The 23249-nt window shown below is 36.4% G+C and carries 23 protein-coding genes and 1 riboswitch; of the genes, 4 read left to right on the top strand and 19 right to left on the bottom strand.

Annotation, left to right across the window (positions count from 1 at the left end):
- Window positions 1–85: 85 nt before the first annotated feature.
- Together LXM54_RS20100 and LXM54_RS20095 are read right to left on the bottom strand one after the other, a co-directional pair.
- Window positions 86–727: an NAD(P)-dependent oxidoreductase gene (locus LXM54_RS20100; protein ID WP_233317018.1), complete on the bottom strand. Its 642-nt coding sequence runs from the start codon at window positions 725–727 to the stop codon at window positions 86–88.
- Between the two features lie 67 nt (window positions 728–794).
- Entirely contained in the window at window positions 795–1364 is a 570-nt protein-coding gene (locus LXM54_RS20095; protein ID WP_233317017.1) for an NAD(P)H-dependent oxidoreductase, read from the bottom strand.
- Window positions 1365–1590: 226 nt separating this feature from the next.
- Between LXM54_RS20095 and LXM54_RS20090 the strand changes: the two genes are divergently transcribed.
- Complete coding sequence (locus LXM54_RS20090; protein ID WP_233317016.1) at window positions 1591–2037, top strand: Rrf2 family transcriptional regulator; 447 nt, start codon at window positions 1591–1593, stop codon at window positions 2035–2037.
- Window positions 2038–2106: 69 nt separating this feature from the next.
- On the opposite strand, the gene LXM54_RS28060 is transcribed toward LXM54_RS20090, so the two are convergent.
- The 7 genes from LXM54_RS28060 to LXM54_RS28320 all read right to left on the bottom strand — a co-directional run bounded on the left by LXM54_RS28060 (window position 2107) and on the right by LXM54_RS28320 (window position 10672).
- The gene (locus LXM54_RS28060; RefSeq protein WP_267913447.1) at window positions 2107–2229 is read right to left on the bottom strand and encodes a hypothetical protein; all 123 of its coding nucleotides are present in this window, start codon (window positions 2227–2229) and stop codon (window positions 2107–2109) included.
- Window positions 2230–2386: 157 nt separating this feature from the next.
- Window positions 2387–2902, bottom strand: coding sequence for an RNA polymerase sigma factor (locus tag LXM54_RS20085; protein ID WP_233317015.1), 516 nt, complete (start codon window positions 2900–2902; stop codon window positions 2387–2389).
- Window positions 2903–2982: 80 nt separating this feature from the next.
- Entirely contained in the window at window positions 2983–5154 is a 2172-nt protein-coding gene (locus LXM54_RS20080) for an MMPL family transporter (RefSeq protein WP_233317014.1), read from the bottom strand.
- 123 nt (window positions 5155–5277) lie between these two features.
- Window positions 5278–5919, bottom strand: coding sequence for a response regulator (locus LXM54_RS20075; RefSeq protein ID WP_233317013.1), 642 nt, complete (start codon window positions 5917–5919; stop codon window positions 5278–5280).
- Window positions 5916–7127, bottom strand: a complete 1212-nt coding sequence (locus tag LXM54_RS20070; RefSeq protein WP_233317012.1) for a sensor histidine kinase — start codon at window positions 7125–7127, stop codon at window positions 5916–5918. Before LXM54_RS20070 ends, LXM54_RS20075 begins: the two co-directional genes overlap by 4 nt.
- 200 nt (window positions 7128–7327) lie before the next feature.
- The gene (locus LXM54_RS20065; protein WP_233317011.1) at window positions 7328–8638 is read right to left on the bottom strand and encodes an MFS transporter; all 1311 of its coding nucleotides are present in this window, start codon (window positions 8636–8638) and stop codon (window positions 7328–7330) included.
- 18 nt (window positions 8639–8656) lie between these two features.
- Window positions 8657–10672 carry an alpha-L-rhamnosidase-related protein gene (locus LXM54_RS28320; RefSeq protein ID WP_233317010.1) on the bottom strand — a complete coding sequence of 672 codons (2016 nt, stop codon included), beginning with the start codon at window positions 10670–10672 and terminating at the stop codon, window positions 8657–8659.
- 141 nt (window positions 10673–10813) lie between these two features.
- Between LXM54_RS28320 and LXM54_RS20055 the strand changes: the two genes are divergently transcribed.
- A complete protein-coding gene (locus LXM54_RS20055) occupies window positions 10814–11785 on the top strand; it encodes an AraC family transcriptional regulator (RefSeq protein WP_233317009.1) in 972 nt (323 codons plus the stop codon).
- Between the two features lie 297 nt (window positions 11786–12082).
- Window positions 12083–12559, top strand: a complete 477-nt coding sequence (locus LXM54_RS20050) for a hypothetical protein (protein WP_233317008.1) — start codon at window positions 12083–12085, stop codon at window positions 12557–12559.
- Between the two features lie 69 nt (window positions 12560–12628).
- On the opposite strand, the gene ahpF is transcribed toward LXM54_RS20050, so the two are convergent.
- The 4 genes from ahpF to LXM54_RS20030 all read right to left on the bottom strand — a co-directional run bounded on the left by ahpF (window position 12629) and on the right by LXM54_RS20030 (window position 16840).
- Window positions 12629–14158: an alkyl hydroperoxide reductase subunit F gene (gene ahpF, locus LXM54_RS20045; protein WP_233317007.1), complete on the bottom strand. Its 1530-nt coding sequence runs from the start codon at window positions 14156–14158 to the stop codon at window positions 12629–12631.
- Window positions 14159–14170: 12 nt separating this feature from the next.
- Window positions 14171–14734 (bottom strand): alkyl hydroperoxide reductase subunit C, encoded by a 564-nt coding sequence (gene ahpC, locus LXM54_RS20040; protein ID WP_233317006.1) that lies wholly within the window; start codon window positions 14732–14734, stop codon window positions 14171–14173.
- A 458-nt stretch (window positions 14735–15192) separates the two neighbouring features.
- Window positions 15193–15495 carry a hypothetical protein gene (locus LXM54_RS20035; RefSeq protein ID WP_233317005.1) on the bottom strand — a complete coding sequence of 101 codons (303 nt, stop codon included), beginning with the start codon at window positions 15493–15495 and terminating at the stop codon, window positions 15193–15195.
- 154 nt (window positions 15496–15649) lie between these two features.
- On the bottom strand, window positions 15650–16840 hold the full coding sequence (locus LXM54_RS20030; protein WP_233317004.1) for a Ger(x)C family spore germination protein: 1191 nt from the start codon (window positions 16838–16840) through the stop codon (window positions 15650–15652).
- A gap of 245 nt (window positions 16841–17085) precedes the next feature.
- Here LXM54_RS20030 and LXM54_RS20025 point away from each other — a divergent pair, with 245 nt between their 5' ends.
- On the top strand, window positions 17086–18651 hold the full coding sequence (locus LXM54_RS20025; RefSeq protein WP_233317079.1) for a histidine kinase N-terminal 7TM domain-containing diguanylate cyclase: 1566 nt from the start codon (window positions 17086–17088) through the stop codon (window positions 18649–18651).
- Window positions 18652–18721: 70 nt separating this feature from the next.
- On the opposite strand, the gene LXM54_RS20020 is transcribed toward LXM54_RS20025, so the two are convergent.
- From LXM54_RS20020 to LXM54_RS19995, 6 genes are all read right to left on the bottom strand, one after another.
- Window positions 18722–18841: an anti-repressor SinI family protein gene (locus LXM54_RS20020; RefSeq protein WP_233317003.1), complete on the bottom strand. Its 120-nt coding sequence runs from the start codon at window positions 18839–18841 to the stop codon at window positions 18722–18724.
- A gap of 15 nt (window positions 18842–18856) precedes the next feature.
- Window positions 18857–18938, bottom strand: a riboswitch (cyclic di-GMP riboswitch).
- 126 nt (window positions 18939–19064) lie between these two features.
- Window positions 19065–20492, bottom strand: a complete 1428-nt coding sequence (locus LXM54_RS20015; RefSeq protein WP_233317002.1) for a sensor histidine kinase — start codon at window positions 20490–20492, stop codon at window positions 19065–19067.
- Complete coding sequence (locus LXM54_RS20010) at window positions 20482–21156, bottom strand: response regulator transcription factor (RefSeq protein WP_233317001.1); 675 nt, start codon at window positions 21154–21156, stop codon at window positions 20482–20484. Before LXM54_RS20010 ends, LXM54_RS20015 begins: the two co-directional genes overlap by 11 nt.
- A gap of 95 nt (window positions 21157–21251) precedes the next feature.
- Complete coding sequence (locus LXM54_RS20005; protein ID WP_233317000.1) at window positions 21252–21947, bottom strand: M50 family metallopeptidase; 696 nt, start codon at window positions 21945–21947, stop codon at window positions 21252–21254.
- Window positions 21948–22027: 80 nt separating this feature from the next.
- Complete coding sequence (locus tag LXM54_RS20000; protein ID WP_233316999.1) at window positions 22028–22696, bottom strand: PspA/IM30 family protein; 669 nt, start codon at window positions 22694–22696, stop codon at window positions 22028–22030.
- A complete protein-coding gene (locus LXM54_RS19995) occupies window positions 22697–23125 on the bottom strand; it encodes a hypothetical protein (RefSeq protein WP_233316998.1) in 429 nt (142 codons plus the stop codon).
- Between the last annotated feature and the right edge of the window lie 124 nt (window positions 23126–23249).

Below are 23249 nucleotides of genomic sequence, written 5' to 3'. Positions count from 1 at the left end.
ATTTACATGCGGCAGTCCTGCTCCAACTTATTTATTAAAATGAAAAACCGACCATATATAGGTCGGTTTTTGGCCAAATCTAAATTTATTCAGCTTCCCCAACAACAGCGAATCGTTGGTTTTTATGTTGTGGATTTTCAATTTCATCTAATACGGCGATTGCATAGTCGGCATAGCTGATATAGCTGTCACCTTTAGAGTTCAGAAAAAGAACATCTCCGCCCTTTTGATAGAATCCTGTACGCTTGCCTTCTGGATTAAAGAAGCCTCCAGGACTAATATATGTCCAGTTAATATCATTCGTATTTTGCAGTTCTTTTAAGTTTTCTCCCATATTAAAAGCTGTTGGATAATACGCTTTAGGGAATTCAGGTGTTTCCAGAACGCGCATCGTTTTCGCTTCATCTACAAATAAGCTTCCTGCTCCACCTACTACAACTAGTCGAGTGTTTGGGGAAGCTTTTAATGCTTCTATCAGCACCTGACCTGCCTCAATATGCTGGATTTCTTGGCCTGGAGCAGAATTAAAAGCATTTACTACCACATCATATTTTTGAATATCTTCTGTTTTCAAGTTGAAAACATTATTCTCAACGACAGCTACCTGTTGATTTTGTATTTTTGCAGCGTCTCTTACAATTGCTGTAACCTCATGTCCCCGTTCTACTGCTTCTTTTAAAATTAAATTTCCTGCTTTACCACTAGCACCTATAATTGCAATTTTCATTATAAACTCCTCCTTTAATTATAATTTTAATAGTTACAACTCTTCCACCTAAAGGCTGCTTGCTTAGTTAAAACAATGAGTTTACTTCGTTTTTAATTTCTTCAAGCATTCCTTTTCTTGTTGAATCATCCACTGAAGGAACGCTGCCAAAAGTTAAATGACCAACACTTTCGATACCGCAAAATTCGAATATTCCTGTTGTAGAGGTTTTCTTTAGTGCTTCTGTCATTCCAATAGAATCATAAATATCCTTCGGTGTTCCGTGAGTATTGATAATAAGACCTTTCTTCCCTGCCAGCAGCTTATCTATACCACCATCAGTAGTGTACTGATAAGCAAATCCGTAGGAGTAAACTCTGTCAATATATCCTTTTAAAATAGCCGGCATTCCTGTCCACCAGATTGGATAAATGAGTGTAATAACATCCGCTTTGCTGATGTATTCTTGTTCTTTTTTAATTTCTGGATCTACTTCACCCTTACCATCAAACTTTAAAACCGGGTCTATCCCAATTGCATATAAATCCCTAACCATAACTTCATGACCTTTCTCTTGTAAAGACTCGACGACCGTACCGAGAATAGCATGGTTAAAGCTTTCTTCGTTTGGATGTGCATAAATAACTAAATGATTCATTACCATTCCTCCACTTTTTTCTATGTTTATCATTAATAACTTCGTTCACAGATAATCAGTTGTAACAATAGTTGTTACATGTAATAATATAAGTTACATGTATCTAACTTGTCAACAGGTATATAAAATTGTTTTTCCCGAGACTTTTTAAGATCTTTAGGTATAATATACTTGTAACCAGAATAATTACATGAATATGGAACATATCGTTAGGAAGGTGTTTTACATGTCGATCAGCAGTCGTTTTGCTGTTGGTATTCATATACTGACTCTTATTGAAATAAATAAAACAAGTGTTAACTCCTCTGAGTTTTTAGCAAGCAGTGTAAATACAAATCCCGCCGTGATCAGAAAGATAATGGGCATGCTTAAAAATGCCGGCTTAATTAACGTCCGTCCAGGAATTGCCGGAGCTCAAGCAGCAAAAAAGTTAGCTGAGATAACTTTGCTTGATGTTTATAAAGCTGTAAATGTCGTCCAAGAAAAAGAGCTGTTTAGTATACACGACAATCCAAATCCTGATTGTCCTGTAGGAAGAAATATACAAGACGCAGTACTTCCCCTCTTTACCATTGCTCAATCAGCAATGGAGAAAGCTTTAAGTCATGTTACCATTGACGATGTTGTAAAAGATATTATCGAAAAAGAAAAGAATCATGAAAGCATTAAATAGTGCTATAAAAATGAAAAGAAGTCTGTTAAATGCAGACTTCTCTTTCTGTACGCTCCAACTGTTGGATAACTATAAACTCGTATTGTTGTTATTCTTATATTCCTTGCTGTACCTCTTTTCCGCAAAGAATAAAATAAACCCTGCCAGAAGTGAGACACTGAATACAATCCCGTACACTAGTTTATTTTTCATTTTTGTCAGCTCCTTATTTTATTCCACTCGTTCGTTATCCTCCTCTATACATTTATTATAAAAGAAATCAAAACCAAAAAAATCGTACAACCAGGCAAATTTACATGTACACTAGGGCAAAAATACTAAAATAATGGAGTAAATATAAAGATTAATGTTAAAGCATTTCCATATAGTTCCCATCGATTATTAATTGTTTTCTTAAGCTCCGTAATGCCCTGCTTAAAGTCACCTTCACTTTACTTTCCGACCAATGTAATACTTTAGCAGTTTCTTTAACAGAATAGCCTTGAAGCTTTCGGAATATAAGCACCTGTCTATAAGAATTCTTTAGTTTTCTTATGGAAGCTAATAATTCCTTTTTATTTTCCCTTTTTTTAATATCCGATGAGGTTTCTTGCGACATCATCACTGATTTATATTTAAACACCATCTGATTAATAGACATCTGCTTTTTAAAGTAATCCATTGTTACATGGTAAGCAATGCTAAACAACCATGTCCTTACGTTAGATGCTCCTTTAAATGTGTCTGCTTTTACGTAAGCTTTTATAAAAGTCTCTTGCATTAAGTCTTCTGCTGAATGGCGATTCTTTACAAATGAAAGTATATACTTGTATACGTCATGCTTATAATCTAGATACCAATCTTCAAATTTTTTTAAATGAGACACTTTAACTCCTCCTGCCTACTATATAGAAAAACCGCTCAATCTACTAGATTAAGCGGATTATATGCTTTAGATTCTGCTTTTTAATGTTTTTTCTTTTTGTCTTCCGCCTTGAATATTGTCTCCCCTTCAATATCAATATTAGGAAGAATTTTGTCCAACCATTTCGGTAAATACCAGGAAGCTTTGCCCATTAATGTCATCACAGCTGGAACAATTGTCATCCTAACTATAAATGCATCAAATAATACTCCAAATGCTAAAGTTAATCCCATTTGTTTAATTATTGGATCTTCCGCTAAGATAAAACCTGAAAAGACAAATGTCATGATTAATCCTGCTGCTGTTACAACTGCTCCATTTTCTCTCATCCCAGCAAGCACAGCTTTTTTAGCATCTCCCGTATGAGTATATACCTCGCGCATTTTGCTCACTAAGAACACTTCATAATCCATTGCTAAACCGAATAATATTCCAATGCTTAAAATCGGCAATAAAAACAGGATAGCTGCTGGTCCTGGCAACCCAAATAAATCTTGCAAATTACCGTCTTGAACAACAAATACGGTAAATCCGAAGGCTGCACCAATAGAAAGAATAAAACCTAGCACTGCTTTTAACGGAATTAGTAATGAGCGGAACACTACCATTAGCAGCAAATAAGCGAAAACAATGATGAAAACGGCAAATTGCGGTAAGGCATTCATTATTTTCTCAGAGATATCAATGTTAATAGCTGTTGAGCCTGTTACCATTAACTTTACTTCTTCCTGTTTGGAAAGATCTCTTATATCATGCACCACTTTTTTTGTATCTGAGTCATTTGGTCCTGTTTTTGGAGAAACACTTATCAAAAATACATTACCGGATTTGTTTGGAACTGGAAGTGAAACCTTTTCTATATTATTTAATGCTGTTATGTCTTCCGCTACTTCAGAAAGCTTATTCTGAAACTCCTTGGCATCTCCTTGTGGTTCGGCAATAACGACTAACGAGGCATGGAATCCTTCTCCGTATGCTTCTGAAAGGAGATCATACCCTTTTCGCTCTGTTTTATCGAGGGTTTTATCTCCCTTAGTTGGTAAACCTAGCTCCATATGGAAGAATGGTAGCGTCATAAATACTAAAATAGCAATACCAATGAGGGATGTAATTAATGGTTTTTTCGTAACAAATCTGCCCCATTTATTATTAGAAACGTCCTTTTTCTTATCAGCTCTTGTTAACAGTTGCAGCAGTCTATTTTTTCTATATGGTCCTGCTTTTTTACCTAACATCCCTAAAAGAGCTGGAACTACAATGATGGAAATAATAACTGAAAATAGTACAACAACAGCAGAAGTTACCCCCATTACACCTATAAATGGGATGCCTACTACAAGCAGGCCAACTAGTCCAATAATAACTGTAACGCCTGCAAATACTACTGCGCTTCCTGCTGTTCCATTTGCAATAGCAATGGATTCTTTCACTGAATAGCCTTGTTTCATCTCTTGTCTAAAACGGGATATGATAAACAGAGCGTAATCAATTCCGACTGCTAAACCTAACATAGCACCTAATGTCATCGATATAGAAGGGATATTAAAATAATTCGTACCGATAAGAACTAGTAAAATTCCGATACCTAAACCAAACAAGGCAGTAAGTATAGGCATTCCAGCTACTAATAAAGAAGTAAAGGTAAGTGCTAATACTACATAAGCAGCTATAATTCCAATAGTTTCTGAACCGCCGCCTTTCGTTACATCGAACTCTACTGTTCCTTCGAGCTCTGTTTGTATACCTGCATCCCTTGTGATATGCAAACTATCTTCCACATGTTCTTTCGACTTGTCTGATACCTTTCCTGCAGGTCTATCATAAGTTACTACGGCATAGCCAATCTGCTTGTCAGCATTAATATTTTTTAGTTCTGCAGGTGTTGCCACCGCTGTGACTGTCTTGTCTTTTTTTATTTCTTCAAGAACTTCCTTGATTACTTTATTGTTTTCTTCAGAATCTAGTGTTTCATTCTTAGGGGCTTTCATAACAAGATAAACTTGCCCGCTGTTATCACTACTCTGAAACTCCTTCTCCAACACCTTCATTGCTTTTTCTGATTCTGTTCCAGGTATTGCAAGATCATCTTTAAATGACATTCCAATACCGACAGCTGCAAATCCTAAGGCAATTAAAATGATGATAGTCATTAAGATGACTTTTTTGCTGTTGGAACCTGCCCAATTTCCTAATTTATATAAAAACTTTGCCATTTTTTTCTCCTCTCACTATTCCCTTTTTTTAAAAGCTCACCTTTTACATGCTTTATATTAAAGGAAAAATAGCAAAAAAAAATCGTACATTGGGGCAGAAGCACTATGTACGAAAGGGCAATATTATAATTTTATTAACTGAGAATCAATAGCTGCTCTTATAGCTTCCACCCTGTTGGTGACATTAAGCTTATTAAAAATATTAGTAAAATGCGCTTTAACCGTTCTTTCTGCTATTCCAAGGTCATAAGCTATATCTTTATTTCGAAACCCTTTAGCAGCTGCCTGCAGGATAAGCAGTTCTTTTTCTGTTAGTCGGTTTTTATCATCAGAAGATTTCTTTTGTTTATGTTGGGACTTCAAGAGCCTCTGCATTATTTCTGGCTGCAATAGTGTTTCTCCTCTGGCTGCAGATTCAATCGTTCGAAACAAGTCCTCTCTTCCAGTATCTTTTAATAAGTATCCTTTTGCTCCTAATTCAAGACCTTGTACCATTAAGTCATCCTCATTGTATGTTGTCAAAATAATAATGGGAATCTTTATGTCTTTTTCGTTAAGCGCTTTGATAGTATCTAATCCACTCATTATCGGCATATTTAAGTCCATCAAAATGACGTCAAAGGAGGTTTTATCAATTAACCGGATTGCTTCTTCTCCATTACCAGCCTCAGCTGCTACTATAAATGATTCATTCGTTTCAAGGATCATTTTAAGCCCTTCACGAACAACAGTGTGATCATCCACAATTAGAACTTTATACTTCATCTCATTACTCCTTTGTTTAAATTGCACCTTACTGTTATTTTCGTACCTTTTCCTAATTCACTTTCTATACTGAGCTCACCGCCAATGATCTTCACTCGCTCCTTCAAGCCTAACAAGCCGTAACTTCCACGCTGTACTTTTGTAACATTGTCAAAACCAATCCCATTATCTTCAATTTTTATTAGTATTTCGCCTTTTTCACCTATTACAGTAACAGCAGCTTTTGTTGCATGTGAATGTTTAGCGATATTGGTTAGTCCTTCACTTATAATATAAAGGCTGTGTTCTTTTATTAAATTACTAAGATTTACTTTAACATTAATGAGAGACTCTACTGCAATCAATGTGTTTTCTTTGAAGCGCTCTATTTCTTCTGTTACAGCCTTCTCAAAGTTCATATCAGCTAACGAGTTCTCACGTAAATTATCAATGACTATTCTCGCCTCCCGTAATGTTTTACGAGCTTGATCCATCGACTTTCGAATAATTTCCTGTGATTTTTCAGCATTTCCGTTTTCTAAATAAGAATCGGCTGCATCAAGTTGCATAATCAATCCAGCTAAACCTTGTGCTAACGTATCGTGCAAGTCCCTTGCCATTCGTTGTCTTTCATTAGCCAAAGTTAGTTCCTCTAATTTAATGTGTGCTGCCTCTAATTCAGTCAAATAATATTGGGTCCGAATACGTGCATTTACTTGACCGTGATAGATGGAGTAATAAAATACAACAATAATAAGGATGAAAATAAAAATCAAGATAAATTCAAGCAGTTCCCCTCTGCCGTAATTCAGGAGAATAACTATACAATATTGAGAATACAACAAAGAAAATACGATAACTACTTGGATTTTCTTTTTAAAAATAATGATACTTTGTGCAATTAACAATGGTAAAAGACCAACCAACAAAGAAATAGAACCAATAGGTAATATAAAGGCCGCCGCAAAAATAATCATTGTTTGCCCAATAAAATACACTAACCTTTTTTTAGCAATCAGTACATCTGAATACCAGTAAAGTAATACATGAACAATCATAAATGCACCAACAATTATACTATTTAACAGCAATGGTGAATGAATATGCTGAAATGTTACTGCTGAAATAAAGACAATTAAAATCCATAAGAGAAAAGGTATTTTATTCAGCAACAAAAAATGAGTAAAATCAGCAAAAGAATAAAATTTATTATGCTTATATACAGACATGTATACACCGCTTTCTATACGTTAAATACTTTTATTATAAGGAATTATCTCTTTTTTTATTTTAGAGAAAACTCTCGAAAAATTAAATGTACTAAAGTACAATAACTATGTACTTTAGTACATAAGTTTATAACAAAGCCTCCTTAAAAAAACAGTCCCATGTTCACTTTTAGTAAACATGGGACTGCTTATGTCATAAGTCATCTTTGCGATAGACCAGTATCCTTATTTGTTACAGATTCTCTTATTCCTGGATCGTGAATATTATATTTTTTTACTAATTTTATTGTTGCAGCTGCGAATGCCCAGCAGATGACTAGTGAGGCAACTAGCATCCACATTAGAAGGTCTGGTGAGTAGTTCATAATGACTGGTGTAAATACAGAGCACGCCGCTGTTAAAATACGGACAACAGCAATTGAAAAGCCTGTGACGCTTGCCCGCAAATCTGGCGGATAGAATGATTGGGTCCAAATTTTATAAATTGATTCTCCATGTAAGTTATTACAAGCAGAGTAAATAAAGTAAGCGGCAGAGAAAATAATCCATGATGTTCCGCCAAAAATTCCAGAAATCACGAAAGACAGAACACAAAGAAAAATTCCGGTATGCATCATTGTGTATCGATATTTAGTATCAGCTAATTTCATATAAATGAAAAAGAGAACGGCAATTGCAGCAAGGTTGGCAAAGAAGCCTAGTGCAGTTGAATATGATTGGGTCCGTCCGTTAATGGTAACAAGGAAATAATTGACGAACGAGCCCCAAGTATTTGCTGGGATATTCCAAAACAGATAAAAACCAGTAATCGAGATGAGCGGCACCATATACTTTTTGGAAGCAAAAATCGCTTTGATGGAAACTTTTTGTGCTGGTTGAGCGCGATTATTTTCATGTGCATTTTGTTCGTAAAGTTCATGTTCAACTTGACGAAACTTTTTGGAAAACACCCTAATGCCCCAATTAATCAGGGCTATTAAGGCAATCCAAATGAACAACACCCGTGTCCCTGTCATTTCCATGGTAGAAGTTAAGAAACCAAGTGCTTGTGAAAGGAGAATCCCAAGAATCCAAAACATCTCCGTAATAGTGATAACTTTACCATGATTTTTCGGTGAAACACGCTCCGTAATGACAGCAAGCGATGTTGGCAGATCTGCCCCTGATGCAAGTCCTGCGATAATTAACCCAATGAGTAGCATTGGCATACTATTAGAAAAGGCGATGATAATACTGCCGATTGCTACAAGCAGAATATCGATGTTAAAGACACGGACCCGGCCAAATTTATCAGATAAACGGCCGCCAAACAATGCCCCGATCGCAACAGAAAGGGTTAGCGCTGTGCTGATAACTCCTGTCCACCATGGATTAATGCCAAAATGATCAGACCAAATTGCTAGAGCAATGCCGGCGCTGACAAGCAATGCGGCATCCAGGTAGGAAGCAACACCTGCAACACTTGCTAAAAACCAGTCTTTACCTGAAAGCTTATCTTGTGATTTCTCCATATTCATTTACTCCCTTTTTTATAAGTTAATAATTAATTCCTGCTCTCTTTCGATAGGAATAATTCGATTAGCTAGACGAAGAACTCCTCCAGATACGTTTGCTGTAACAGTAAGTTGTTGCTTGCTCCATTCAACTTTTACTTGCCCTGCTCCGACTGGCAATACACAGGAGAAATCTTTAAAAAGGCCTACTTGTGGAGCCACTTCAAAGCTTTTATACCCTGGTGCTGTGGGCTGAACGCCTAACAGGTAACGCCCGACTAAATAAATAGGACTGGCCCCCCATGCGTGACAGAGACTTTTCCCATATTTATCACCATACATTGCATATTTTTCGGCACCTGTTTCGTTAGGGTCGTAATATTCCCAGAAAGTCGTCGCACCTTCAGCTAACATCCCGCCCCAGTAGGATTTAACTTGCTCAAGGACATACGAATATTCACCAATTTGTGCCATTACTTCAAGCTCCCAAAACTTAAAATACGGTGTATGAATATCATTAATTGCTGGATTTAATAAAACATTCTTTTTAATAATCGCTGCTTTTTTTTCATCAACTATATTAAACAGTATGGCAAAGATGTTAGCATGTTTTGTTATGTTCCGTTTACCAGATTCATAACTGTCTATAAAGCCGCCCTTCTCTTCGTCCCAATAATATTTATGGATATTGGCTATTAGCTTTTCTGATTTTGCTTGTAAGTCTCCATTTGGCATTCCCAATGCTTTCTCAACGCTCATCATGCTTTGATAAGCACGGGCCAGCAGCATTTGTTCTGCACAGAGCGGGCCTGAAATATCAAACTCTGCCCAATCAATATACACCCAATCACCTGGTTTACCGTAAATAAAACCGTGTTCATTCGTTTGGGATTCACAATATTGCAGCAGGGATACCATTTTCGGATAAATTCCCTCAATAAATCTGCGATCACTAAATGTTTGATAATACTCTTCAATGCTTATCAGCCAATACAGGGAATAATCGATAATTGTATTAAGATGTTGTTGCATAAGATTGGTACCGCGGAGCCCAAGAATTGTCCGCTCAACAATTTCTTTGTTGAAAAAACTATAGCGATTAATGAAATAGCTTTGATAGGCATCTCCCGACCATACCCATTTATCCCGTTTAACTCCATCTAAAAAGAAGATATCACTGCAAGTACGGAAAGTGCGATCGGCAACCTCCCAAATTTGGTTGAGCTGCTGATCTGATGAGTGGAACTGACTTACTCCGCCGAACTCAACATATTGCCGGATAGCAGTAATCATTACTGAATCATCCATTACATTGGGTAAAAAGATATAGCGAAACGCTCGCAGTCGGGTAACAAAAGTGTTTTCTTCCAATAGTTCAAGGTCTTTATCATCACGAGTGTTTATCACTTGTTTGAGGTAACAGTCCTTAACATCAAGTGCTTCTGTCCTGCTCTCACCGTAACAACACGTAATAGGATGAAATCTTTCGGAGAAAATCACTTTTGTTTTTGCTGTAATGGTATGACCGAAATCTAGCAATGTACCTCCATTTACATATTCAATCTTCGAGGGTGTCTTTTGTTCATATGTGTAAGGAAATTCCATCGGATCTTGCTCTTTATCCACAAAAAGAGCGCTTACACCTACAGCCTGATCTGATTCGATATAGTTTGAAGCAAACCAAGTCTCATCAGAAAATATAGTTTGCCCGCACACAAAGATACTAGGCAATCCTCCCAAATGACAAACAATCACTTCAACCGTTATTTTACCTGGATTACAAGTAATAGTTTGTTCAAATGGGTATTTATCGACTTGTTCACTACCAGCCTCCTCCCGTCTTGTAACAGCTACATGCCCCTTCCCCTTAGCATGTACCGTAAAAGTTGTCTTTTCTTTGAGATGATACGTTTGTTTAAACTTAACATTATGGTTCCAACCAGCTGTAAACCAATAGGCAGGCCAATCAAAGCCACGTTCTTCTCGACTAAAATTTTGTTTCATAATATGGTAAATTTCAAAATCTCCTGGAAACCAAATCCAATAATTCACTATTTTCATCCTTTCTCACTACTTGTGAAACGCTTACATACGAAGTATAATCTAAATAAAATCTAGATAAAATGGCATTTATTCTTGAAAATATGGTCTTTGTTCAGGTTTAGTAAAATATTCGGAAAGGATATTAAGCACATGGAATTATCGACATTAGATGAGTACCTTTTCAGCCATACAGAAGTTGAAAAGATTCAACGAAAAGAAAAACAAAATATTAACGAGTTAAACCTTCCTTATGCCCTTCAAAAAGTCCCGAAAATCCCAAAAGAGGCATTTTTTCTTGAGGGAAATATTTTTATCAATAAACAGCAAAGATTTTCATACACTCCAGCACACACCCACGACTTTGTTGAAATAAACTATATGTATTCTGGAAACTGTACGCAGTATATTAATGATGAAAAAATTGAACTAAAAAAGGACCACATTATCGTAATGGATAAAGATGTGGTCCAAAAAGTTGATAATATTGGAGAAAATGATATTTTAATCAATATTTTAGTACATGAGAATTTTTTCTCGATGGATATTTTGTTTGACTCTTTCCAATCACATTCGATTTTCAGCGAATTTCTGCTTAATGCTATTCGCGAAAAATCCGCTCACAGCACTTTTTTACTGATTGATGTGTCAGGAAAAGAGACGATTTTATCCGTACTACGGAATATGATGGTTGAATATTTTAATCAAAAGCATTTCAAACAGGAGGTTATGAAACATTACTTTTCCATATTAAGTTATGAACTGAGTCGTATACTGGAAAATCGGGCTTGGGGCGAGAAGCAGAACACGATGGACAGTAAAATGATTGAAATCATCCGCTACATAGACTGTCATTATCAGGATGTATCACTTGCTTCCCTTGCAAAAACATTTAAATTTAATAAAAACTACCTGTCTTCTAAAATTAAACAAAATTTAGGGAAAGGTTTTTTTGAATTATTGAACGATAAACGATTAAGCGTAGCAAAAAAACTGCTGCGGGAAACGAATATGCCAATTGCAGATATCACTTATGAAATCGGCTATAATGATCCCAGTTATTTTTACAAAATGTTTAAGCAGAAATATGGAGAAACTCCTTTGCACTATCGGAAAACACGATAAGGAGAGCATACTGTTGTTTTAAAAATCCCCTTCTAACATTAATTTAGAAGGGGATTTATCTTCTTATAAGAGTTAAAAAATCATTTTTCTGAAAATGGCGCGCTAGCAGAGGTTGTGGTTTCTCCATCTAGCATGCTTGGCGTATGAAAATTTTCTCCTTTCATTGCTCTTATTCAAGCTATATGCCCTCCAATATCAAACAGACTTTTCAGTACTACAGCAGTGTACGGAAAACACTTTTTATGAATAATAAATACTAAAAAAAGAATCCTAATAAAAAAAGTGTGAGGGTTCAATATGTCATTTAAAATTCAATCGCTACTTAATATTTGTATGGTTACGATTTCATGGTTGTCGCTATATTTTATCGGTGTTAAAAATATAAAAAGATTTCTTCCTGCTACCTTAATAATTGGCATTATTGAAATTTTGCATGCAAAAGTTGGCAAAGACCGTAAGTGGTGGGTTTTTTATAATAAGCCAAACACCTATTGGGTCGATGAATTGCCTTTTAATACTGGTCCATTTATTTTCATTTCCATGTGGACATTAAAGATAGCCTATGGGAATTTTAAAAAGTTTATGATAATCAATGCATTAATACATGCTTTTTTCGCATTTCCTTATACTTTTGCTGCAAAGAAACTTAAATACTATACATTAGTTCGCTTTAACAATGTGCAGTTTTTTATTTATTTCTTTATGAAAGCTCCTTTATTGTATTTATTACAATTCCTTGTTGAACGGAGCAGTGACAGGTTACGGAAGCTATGATAGGGGAACAAATAGAAGGTAAAAAAAAGCTTTCGGCAAAGTAGTTACCGAAAGCCTTTTATATTATATTTAGTTGCGAATCAGATAATCAAATGCGCCTAGAGCCGCCGTTGCCCCTGATCCCATGGAAATAATAATCTGTTTATAAGCACTGTTTGTACAATCTCCTGCAGCAAAAACTCCAGGAATGTTTGTAGCACCGTGTCTGTCTACAACGATTTCACCGAAGCGAGTACGTTCGATTGTGTCACCTAACCAGTCAGTATTTGGCACAAGACCAATCTGAACAAACACACCTTGAAGTTCAACATGATGAACCTCTTCTGTATCGCGATCGATATAAGAAATACCGTTTACTTTATCTGTACCGGTAATTTCTTTTGTTTGTACATTCTTTAATACTGTAACGTTTGGAAGGCTGTATAGACGATCTTGCAGTACTTTATCTGCTTTTAGTTCAGGCATGAATTCAAGCACTGTAACATGCTTTACAATACCAGCTAAATCAATTGCAGCCTCAATACCAGAGTTACCGCCGCCGATAACAGCTACGTCTTTTCCTTCAAACAATGGTCCGTCACAGTGAGGGCAGTACGCAACACCTTTGTTTTTAAACTCAGCTTCACCAGGCACGCCTACATTTCTCCAACGAGCTCCTGTAGAAAGAATGACAGATTTACTTTGAAGAACTGCACCATTCTCCAGCTCTAATTCAATTAAATCTTTCTTTTCTAAACGCTTAGCACGCTGTAAGTTCATTACATCAATGCCGTATTCCTTCACATGCTCCTCAAGGCTGGCAACAAGCTTAGGACCTTCAGTATGCTTCACACTAATGAAGTTCTCAATACCTAATGTATCCATTACTTGACCGCCAAAGCGTTCAGCAACAAGCCCTGTGCGAATCCCTTTACGTGCTGCATAAATAGCTGCACTAGCACCTGCTGGACCGCCGCCGACAACTAGTACGTCGTAAGGGTCTTTACTAGAAAGTTCAGAAGCATCTGGACCGCTGCCGATTTTATTAAGAATTTCTTCTAAAGTCATACGGCCGCTGCCAAATGGCTCACCATTTACGAAAACAGTTGGCACTGCCATGATATCTTTGCTTTCCACTTCCTCTTTAAATGCTCCGCCGTCAATCATTGTATGTGATATTTGCGGATTAAAAATGCTCATCACATTCAATGCTTGAACAACATCTGGGCAGTTATGGCAAGTTAAGCTGATATACGATTCGAAATGGTATTCGCCTTTGATGTTCTTAATTTGGTCTAGCAAGCTTTGGTCTACTTTAGGAGCTCTTCCGCTAACCTGAAGCAGTGCCAAAACTAATGAAGTAAATTCATGGCCTAATGGAATTCCTGCAAAGATGACACCAGTGTCTTCTCCGATACGGTTAACACTGAAGCTTGGTGTTCTTTGTAAAGTAGTCTTTTCTACTTTAATTCTTGGCGACATAGTTGCCAGTTCATCTACTAAAGCAAGCATATCAGTAGATACTTTATCAGTACCTGCACTAACCTTTAATAAAACGTCGCCTTCCATCAGCTGAAGATATTGTTCTAATTGTGCTTTAATGTCTCCATCTAATATCATTGATGACACTCCTTAGATCTTTCCTACAAGATCAAGGCTTGGCTTAAGTGTTTCAGAACCTTCTTGCCATTTAGCCGGGCAAACTTCACCTGGATTGTTGCGAACATATTGTGCAGCTTTAATTTTATTTACAAGCGTGCTTGCATCACGGCCAATTCCGTCTGCATTGATTTCAACTGTTTGGATAACTCCGTCTGGATCGATGATGAATGTGCCGCGATCAGCAAGGCCTTCTTCTTCATTCAACACATCAAAGATACGAGAGATTTTTTGAGAAGGGTCACCGATCATTATGTATTCAATTTTTCCGATAGCATCAGAATGATCGTGCCATGCTTTATGTGTGAAGTGAGTGTCAGTAGATACAGAATAAACTTCTACTCCAAGATCTTTCAAAGCACCATATTGGTTTTGAAGGTCTTCTAATTCAGTTGGGCATACGAATGTGAAATCTGCTGGATAGAAACAAACTACACTCCATTGACCTTTTAAATTTTGTTCAGAAACATCGATGAACTCACCGTTGTGAAATGCTTTAGCTGAGAATTCTGCTACTTCTTTACCGATTAATGACATAAAAAATTTCCTCCTAAAAGTGATTTGATGTATTATTAAATTAACAATAAATTTTATAACTTAATAATATTAAATTAATAATTAGTATTATAAAACAATCATTATTTATAATCAAATAAAAAATGTAATTATTTTAATCTAGATAAAATGAAAAGGCTATCAAAAAATCGATAAAATCAACATTTTTTCTCATAAGGACGCTGTAGTTTAATTCATTTATTGCCGAATTTCATTACTATTCATCAGCAGTTATTCTCAATTGAACAACAGAAATCGGCATTTTTTAAGTAGGAATTTTTTCAATTAAAAATTATAAACAATAATTTAAAGTCTTTTTGATTTATAATGATTTTTTTCTTCGTTTCTAAGAAAGATAAGCTTTGAAAATAAGCTGTTCCTCTAATATCTATTGTTACCAATGGCTACTTTTTTATAAATTCATGTGGAACAACAAATTTTTAGATAAAATAAAGCCACCGAATAGGTGGTGGATTCCCCGCTTCTCCTAATAGATATATAAAAACAAAATAGATGCAAATCAGCAGCCCAAACCCCATAACAAAAAAGGAAAGCATTATATTTTCTTTTTTTACCAGCCCGATAATTCCGCAAATAAAGCTACCCAAACCTATAAACAACTCAAATAAAGCTACATGATAGATAGAGTATTGCTCCATAACAAAAACGCGCACATGATTAAACATCGTTATCAACAGAACGAATACTATTTGTAATAATAAACCTAAAAAAGATATTTTCATTTCTCTAAACTCCATTCAAAAGTGAAGTACATAGAATATTTATGTACACAGTATTTCTACGTATAATAACGTAAGCTACCATTAAAGTAAATTATTTTAAAAGAAAGTTTAAAACCTCGACATATTGGTCGAGGTTCACGTGAATATCAATTATTTATTTCATCATATATGGATTGCTTCTCAAACCAGTTCTTTTTACTTCTGCAGCGAAAGTAATATTTATATCTGCTTTGGCAAAGCCTTGATCCCATTGAACTCCGTATTTCTTAAAGTGCTTATAATCTTGTTCTCGTAAAAACTCTCCAAAACCAAATATATCCGCATTATACTCTTCTCTAGATTTATTAATAAATCGCATTATCTCGTCTTCCATCATTTTGTTAATAGCTTTTTCCTGCCCTTCAAAAGCAGACTCCTTTTTAAATTCATTTGTACAACCTGTACTTTCTAAATAGCCTTCTGCCTTAATTTTAACATGGAAGGTTGGAATGCCATTTTTCTCTTTCGCTGTTACCTTTGTTTTTGTGCTAGTAATACGATAGCCAAACTTCTTATCTCCCTTAATACATTTAACCGTCAATTCTGTATTCTTTATTCTTCCCTGAATAAAGAGCATGTCTCTAACTTCCTTTAATGTTGCAAAACCAACGAGTTTACCGTTTTTGATTACGCCAATTGAGTCAATAACTACTGAACTCTCAGGGACTTCACTCTTTAAGTTCTCAACATTTCCGCCTTTTTTTGGATCACCAATTAATCGGGCTGCTGCAAGGACAGGAGACTGACCTTGTGCATTATATAAACGCACAAAATCATTTAACTTAATATCAGGTGCCCCGCCCCACTCTTTCTGCATCGTATTCAATTGTGTAAAGATTTTTAAGGACGGGCTTTTTTTGTACATATTTGTAACTTCCAACAAACTTCCTGCATCTTGTCCTCTAACGATCACTATACTAAAGTCATCACGCATTTCTCTGTTGCGGTCAAAAAAATCCATGAAGTCCATCGTGCCGGTTTCCGCCACTTCCTGACTAATTGCAAGCAGTCTCATATGAGAGTAAACTAGACGAGATGCATTAGATATATTAAATTTATGAGCAATTTCTCCTACTGCATCCCCCTCTAATGAATAAACAAATGATGGGGCCATGCCTGTTGCAGTTTGGTAATTCATTTCTCTCGCTTCCGTGGTCTCAATGGTTAACCTGTATTTTTTCGTTTTTCCTTTATCGATTGCCACACCTGTTACGATAGACACCTCTGATAGCTCCGCTCTATCCCAGCAGCCTGTTAAAAATAGCAGTGAAAAGCTTATTATGACTGTTAATTTAAATAATTTCATAAGTATCCCTCGCCTGTATAAGGCTGTTAAAAGTTTCCTATGTAGGATGTTATTTATTATTTTTTGTATTACTGATGCCTTTTATGCATGAACATGGTGTACGAAGGTACTCCATCACTATTCAATAGTTTCTAAAATAGCTTACCTAATGCAGTATCTTAAAGTATAATTGAAGAATGACATACTAATATAATCAGCCAAGTTTTTGTTAGATCCATTTAAAATTATTGGAGTACTACAATTTGATGTATAACGAATTGATTTTTTATATACTATTGGTTATTGTTGCAGGTTCTTTAAGCTTATTTCTGTACATATTTTCCTACTTTAAGCTGAAAGGTGCACCAGGTGCCAGATTTTATCAATATGCAACTTTATTTTCCTCTATATTTTCCTTTTTTTATGTCTTTGAGTTATCAAGCACCTCTCTTAAGACAATAAAACTTTGGGTAACTATGGAGTATCTTGTTATGCCTTTTATTCCGGCCTTTCTCTTTTTAATGTGTTTGGAATACGTTGGCCAAAAGCTAAAGCAGTGGAACTATTACATCCTATTTCTAATTCCATGCTTTACAATTTTCATGCAAGCAACCAATGACCTTCACCATCTGTACTACTCTTCTGTTGCGCTAAGAAGCGATGTACCGTTTCCTATCTTAAAGTTGGAATATGGACCATTATTTTATGTTCATGCTTTTTATATGTTCTTCTGTTTAACTGTTAGTATTATTACATTGCTACAACAACTGAAAAATGCTTCCTTTATGTTTCGAATACAAATAGTTACTATGTCAGCAGGCTTAATTTTCCCAATTATTGCAAATTATTTTTACTTAAACAATCTAAGCCCTTATGGAATTGATCTTGGACCAGTATCCATGAGCTTATCCTTTATATTTCATTCTATTGCTCTTCTGACCTTCAAGATGTTCAATGTAATGCCAATATTTAGGGATACTGTATTTGAGAGAATGAAAGAAGGGGTTATTGTATTAAATCAAAATGGTGTAATCCTTGATTATAATGATGCTATACTTCCTATCATTCCAAGTCTAAATGCTTCTGTAATTGGAAAACCTTTAAGCAGCCTTCTTATAGGCAACCTAAAGCTTTTGAAGATTATTGATAAAGGTGTAGATTGTGACTATGAATGGAATCAAGGGAATAGAAGCATTTATCATCAAGTACATTTCTCTCTTGTCGAGGATAATAGGTTAGGTAAAATAGGGAAAATAGTCTCGTTTGTTAATATTACAGAAAAGATAGAAATGCAAAAAATGCTCAAGCAGCTTGCATCTATTGATGGCCTTACACAAGTATACAACCGTACCTATTTTTTAAAAAAAGCAGAAGAAATGCTTTCAGCTTCAACAATTCAAGCAAATGTCTCTCTCATTATGTTTGATATAGATTTTTTCAAAAAAATTAATGATCAATACGGACATGAAGCTGGAGATATCGTTTTATCTCATGTAGCTAAAGTAGCAAAGAAAACCATTCGTGACGAAGATATAATTGGTAGATACGGAGGAGAAGAATTTATCATCCTCCTTCCAGAAACGTCCTTAAATGAAGCATACCGTTTAGCCAATGTTATCCGCCTGAAAGTTTCAGAAAGCTTCGCCACCGTTCACGAAATAAATATATATACTACTTTAAGCTTAGGTGTTTCCCATACAGCCTTTATTACAAATGATGCTGCCGAAACTATTCAAACTTTAATGCGAGAAGCAGATGCCGCACTTTATACTGCCAAACGGAGCGGACGAAATAATGCTCAAATGTTTTTGCCGGAATTTATCAAACAATAAGCTGGTAATAAAAAAGGTCAAATCTATAGATTTGACCTTTTTTCTATCCATATATGTATGTTAAAAACGCTTAGCTCTGCTGGTTAATAAATTCTTTAATTTGTTCAATCGTTAATCCAAGTTCTTTTGCTTCTACTATTAATTGAATCCATTCCATATCCAATTTTAATTCAGCACTTGTGTCAGCCATACGCCCTCCTGGTTTTTAGGCAGCACAGCCATCATAGAAATCCCTTAGATCTGTTGCTTTGCGCCCTACTCTTTCAAGCAGTTTGCCCTTTACTTATTCTTATATTTTAATTTTACAAAAAATTCTATAAATACAAAACTGTTTTTTATCGACAATTTTCGACTAACGCAAAAAGAGCCTAACCTCTCCTAAAGATTAGGCTCTTTCCCTGTCATCAAACAGATTATTTATCATTTTCTTTTTGTATAGGAATTCTAATGGAAAACACACTTCCTTTGCCTATTTCACTGCTTACGTGAATCGTCCCTGCATAGCTGTCGACAATCCATTTTGCAATAGAAAGCCCAAGGCCATGACCCCCGACTTGTCTTGTTCTTGATTTATCTGTGCGATAAAAACGGTCAAAGATTCGCTGCTGATCTTTCGGGTCGATTCCGATACCAGTATCTTTAACTTCCACCACTAGTTCTCTCCCATCAGCAGCCAATGACAGCAAGACTTCTCCGCCGTTCGGAGTATACTTAATTGCATTATCTACTAGAATATACAACAGCTGTGTAAAACGCTGTGAATCTCCATGCACAATCAGTGCTTCAGGGGCATGTAAGTATAATTTAATTTGTTTCGAATCAGCAAGCATTTTTAAAGATTGGATTGTTTTTTTTGCTAAGGGGCAAAAATCGAAGGTTTCATTTGCCAACTCTATTTTCTCCATGTCTGATCGGGCAATTGTTAATAAATCTCCGACTAAACCGGTCATTCTTTTCACTTCATTTTTCATATTTAAAAGAAGCTTGTGTGAATAATCCTCTTCTTTAAACTCTGCTGTCATTTCCATTGCATTTATAGAAGATAGCATCACACTCAACGGTGTCCGCAATTCATGAGACGCGTCTGCAACAAACTCCTTCTGTCTCGCAAACGTTCTTGAAATCGGAATCATCGCTTTTTTGGACATATAGTAGCTGATATAAATAGCGACTCCCATAAAAAGAACGGCTATCCCTAGCAGGATAAAGGGAAGCATTTTAAAAAGCTGGTACGCAAACGAGATTTCCTTACCTATGTAAAGCAAGCCGATTTCTTGGCCATGATGGTATATAGGCTGTGCTGCTACAAGGAGCCGCACGGTTTCTTGCTTTTGATCTGACTCGAACTCTTCTACTCTGCCTCTCGTTTTAAATCTTCTTTCGGCTGTTATATTGTCCACTTTTATCGTTTCACTGCGAATTTCGTTTTCAGAAGGATCCCAGCCATCCAGCTTGTTTAAAATTTCAGACCGGGAATCAGACACCGTTTCATCTCCCAGAACAAGTGAACCAGAAGTATTAACAACATAAAAGAAAAACTGATCTACATCCTTCTCCAGTGATTTCTGGTTTTGAAATTCAAGAAGATTAGTTTGATTTGTCTGTGTTAAATAGGCTTCAATACTGCTTGCTTCCTGTTCTGCAGTCACCTTCAGCTCGCGTTCTTGCTCCTTAAAAATAGTAAAATATAATAGCAAATAAACAACAATAATGAACAGGAGCAAAAACAGCATTAGCAAGCCGCTGTAAAGTGCAGTCAGCCGATATTGAGTGCTTTTAAAGATATCCTGGTTGTTTCGTCCTTTCCAGATAGAAACAAGAGACGCTATTTTAGCTTTCAAATTTATAACCTACCCCCCTTATACTTTGGAGCAGCCCATTTTGACCAATCATGTCCAACTTCTTGCGGAGCAGCTTGACTGTTGCATCAATTATTTTCATGGATACATCTGCATCCAAACCCCAAATCCTGTCAAGAATCACTTCCCTTGGCAGCACTTGTCCACGGTTTTGCACGAGCAAGTCGAGCATCTGGAACTCACGAGGACTTAACTGTACTTCGTCTGCTCCATTGGAGATTGTCTGGCTGAGCCTGTTTAATTGCATTTCATGAATGGACAGCTGTTCTTCAAGAATAGGTGCATAATTGCGTCGGGACAGAGCACGCAAGCGGGCAAGGAGCTCTTCAATTTCAAAGGGCTTTACAAGATAGTCATCTGCTCCCGCGTCCAATCCGATGATTCGATCCTCTACAGCATCTTTAGCAGTCAGCATTAAGATTGCTCCAGAATAGCCGCTGGATCTTAACCGTCTGCAAACAGACACACCATCCTCATTAGGCATCATCCAATCCAATATCAATATATCATAGTGTGAGGCTTTCGCGTAATCGTATGCGTCTTCCCCGTCCGTAACCCAATCGACCTTATAGCTGCCCTTCTTCTTTAACATATATTCAACTAGCTCACCAAGCTGGAAATCATCTTCCGCTAAGAGTATGTTCATGTAAAACTCCTCCTCCTTTTTTATTATTTCTTGTATCTATTATAAGTCTGAAGTCTTATTCACTTTCTGCCAATCCTAGCAACATATTCTTAAAATTAACTTAAGAAAGTAGTAACAATGAAAAAGCCTGCATAAAGAGATTGGCCAATCAGCACTACTCCAAACATCATTGCTGGGACCCACTTAAGCCTTCCGAAGATTCCTTTTCCTTTCATTAACTTTCTATTAGAAACGCTGCTTTTCAGCTGAACAAAGGACCCGAGGACAGATTGAACAAGGATAATAGCTGCTAGAAATGTCGCACCATGCATAATGATCGTTTCATCGCCGTAATACAACGGTGCTGTTAGCATGGCAATAGAAAGAATGGCCCAGACAAACCCGACAAAGCTGCGAATCCAGAACAACAACGATAACCCAAGAAGCCCGATTAATATATAGAAAATAAATTCGTACTGCTGCTTTGAAACTAAGTAAAATAAACCAGTAGCTGCTATTAAAGCGCCTGTGTGTCCTAAATACATATGAAAAGCAGCTTTTAATGTTTTCCCGTCTGCTTCACCCTCAAGCAGCTGTTTCTTCTTCTTAATGCCCCTGATTTTTCTGCCAGCAGCTATATCGCTGATAATATTCAACAGCAAAGTGTTCCAAATGGAAAAGCAAGCTTTAACAATCGGAATGACAGACACAATTAATGCTATTGCTAGATAAATAAAAATTGGCAGTGCCTTGTCATAACTTAGATAAGATATAGGATTGATTTGAAGTAAGTCTTGAATTGTTTCTCTCATTTTTTTAGCTCCTTTCACGTTTATTAAAGAAGGAGAAGCACCTATTTTTACTTCAGGCACTTCCCCTTCTTGTCAACCACTCATATTGCTTCTTTATCAGCTTTAAGCTTGTCTAGTTCTTTGGCGATTTCCTCATCGCTCACATTGGAAAAGCTTATATTGTTATAGCTGTTTAGCGGGTTGGAAGTATAGCTGCCTGCTTGCACTTCTGCTTCCATAAAGAGGATTCTTTCCTCTGCTCTTGTTATACCTTTTGTGATTGTTTCGCCATTAAAATCAATAGTAACCTTTTGAATCTGCTTGATTGATTTTGCTGCATTTGCACGGGATGCAAGTAAAATTTTCTTATGCTGAAGCTCATTATAAGTTACTTGGAGCTCATTGAATTTTCCCTTCAAAATATTCGTTTGTTCCTTAAGTGTGATTAGCTGCTGTTCATAAAGATTAAGCTGAGTCTCTAAATTGATTTTTTCTTGCACTGCCAATTTAGCAATCCCTTCATCACCCTTCTCAAGAGCCAGTTTCGCTTGGCGGACTCGCTTTTCCACTAATTCCTTTGTTTGTGAAATAAGTGCCGCTTGCTTTTTTTCCACAAAGATTTGTCTAGATAAAGCGGACTGTGCCTTGCTAAGCTCCTGTTCCATTTCTCTAGTGTATTCATTCAGCATCGCAATTGGATTCTCCATGCTGTCTAATAAACTATTAATATCCGCTCTAGCAATTGTCTTTATTCTTTTAAAAATACCCATTTACATTCTCTCCTTTTTTTCTGCGTTATTCTTTTCCCATTCATCTAAAATCGTTGCATTCGTATAATTCACAGACGGTTTTGGTGTACTCATGATGGAAGTATCAATAAATTGCTGCATCGATGAAGCTTGCGATTTTTTCCTGAAGCTTTTAACGGCAAGGACAGTCACTGCTATCAGGATGATAATAATAATGAGGGTCCAAATCCACGGAAATGCTGGTTCATTATGATAGCCGACTAAAACTCGTTCACGCACAACTACATCGTGATGATGCAGCAGCACCGTTTCTCCTGGGCCTCCATGATCGTGAAAGCCTGCAGCAAGTGTTGTTGTCCCCCCAATCAGATTAAAGATAAAGCTTATCGCAAGCGTCATAGAAGCAACAATTGCTCCCCAGAAAATACCTTTTTTCAATCTAGCATTCACTGTTTTGTTTCCTCCTTTCTTTGTTCATATTGGTAGTTTAGTAGCCTTTAGTGAAAAGATGGTGAAAAGATAGAGCTATTCTATCTTTTATTGAATTTGTTTATTCTAAAAGCCGAACAGCAAA

The sequence above is a fragment of the Bacillus sp. Au-Bac7 genome, assembly GCF_021341655.1.
GTDB lineage: Bacteria > Bacillota > Bacilli > Bacillales > Cytobacillaceae > Niallia.
This window is presented reverse-complemented; position numbering and strand designations above follow the sequence as displayed.

Bases quoted from the DNA above. Each gene is read 5' to 3' on its own strand.
- LXM54_RS20100 (WP_233317018.1), bottom strand. From the start codon at position 727: ATGAAAATTGCAATTATAGGTGCTAGTGGTAAAGCAGGAAATTTAATT.
- LXM54_RS20095 (WP_233317017.1), bottom strand. From the start codon at position 1,364: ATGAATCATTTAGTTATTTATGCACATCCAAACGAAGAAAGCTTTAAC.
- LXM54_RS20090 (WP_233317016.1), top strand. From the start codon at position 1,591: ATGTCGATCAGCAGTCGTTTTGCTGTTGGTATTCATATACTGACTCTT.
- LXM54_RS28060 (WP_267913447.1), bottom strand. From the start codon at position 2,229: ATGAAAAATAAACTAGTGTACGGGATTGTATTCAGTGTCTCACTTCTG.
- LXM54_RS20080 (WP_233317014.1), bottom strand. From the start codon at position 5,154: ATGGCAAAGTTTTTATATAAATTAGGAAATTGGGCAGGTTCCAACAGC.
- LXM54_RS20075 (WP_233317013.1), bottom strand. From the start codon at position 5,919: ATGAAGTATAAAGTTCTAATTGTGGATGATCACACTGTTGTTCGTGAA.
- LXM54_RS20070 (WP_233317012.1), bottom strand. From the start codon at position 7,127: ATGTCTGTATATAAGCATAATAAATTTTATTCTTTTGCTGATTTTACT.
- LXM54_RS20065 (WP_233317011.1), bottom strand. From the start codon at position 8,638: ATGGAGAAATCACAAGATAAGCTTTCAGGTAAAGACTGGTTTTTAGCA.
- LXM54_RS20055 (WP_233317009.1), top strand. From the start codon at position 10,814: ATGGAATTATCGACATTAGATGAGTACCTTTTCAGCCATACAGAAGTT.
- LXM54_RS20050 (WP_233317008.1), top strand. From the start codon at position 12,083: ATGTCATTTAAAATTCAATCGCTACTTAATATTTGTATGGTTACGATT.
- ahpF (WP_233317007.1), bottom strand. From the start codon at position 14,158: ATGATATTAGATGGAGACATTAAAGCACAATTAGAACAATATCTTCAG.
- ahpC (WP_233317006.1), bottom strand. From the start codon at position 14,734: ATGTCATTAATCGGTAAAGAAGTAGCAGAATTCTCAGCTAAAGCATTT.
- LXM54_RS20035 (WP_233317005.1), bottom strand. From the start codon at position 15,495: ATGAAAATATCTTTTTTAGGTTTATTATTACAAATAGTATTCGTTCTG.
- LXM54_RS20030 (WP_233317004.1), bottom strand. From the start codon at position 16,840: ATGAAATTATTTAAATTAACAGTCATAATAAGCTTTTCACTGCTATTT.
- LXM54_RS20025 (WP_233317079.1), top strand. From the start codon at position 17,086: ATGTATAACGAATTGATTTTTTATATACTATTGGTTATTGTTGCAGGT.
- LXM54_RS20020 (WP_233317003.1), bottom strand. From the start codon at position 18,841: ATGGCTGACACAAGTGCTGAATTAAAATTGGATATGGAATGGATTCAA.
- LXM54_RS20010 (WP_233317001.1), bottom strand. From the start codon at position 21,156: ATGAACATACTCTTAGCGGAAGATGATTTCCAGCTTGGTGAGCTAGTT.
- LXM54_RS20005 (WP_233317000.1), bottom strand. From the start codon at position 21,947: ATGAGAGAAACAATTCAAGACTTACTTCAAATCAATCCTATATCTTAT.
- LXM54_RS20000 (WP_233316999.1), bottom strand. From the start codon at position 22,696: ATGGGTATTTTTAAAAGAATAAAGACAATTGCTAGAGCGGATATTAAT.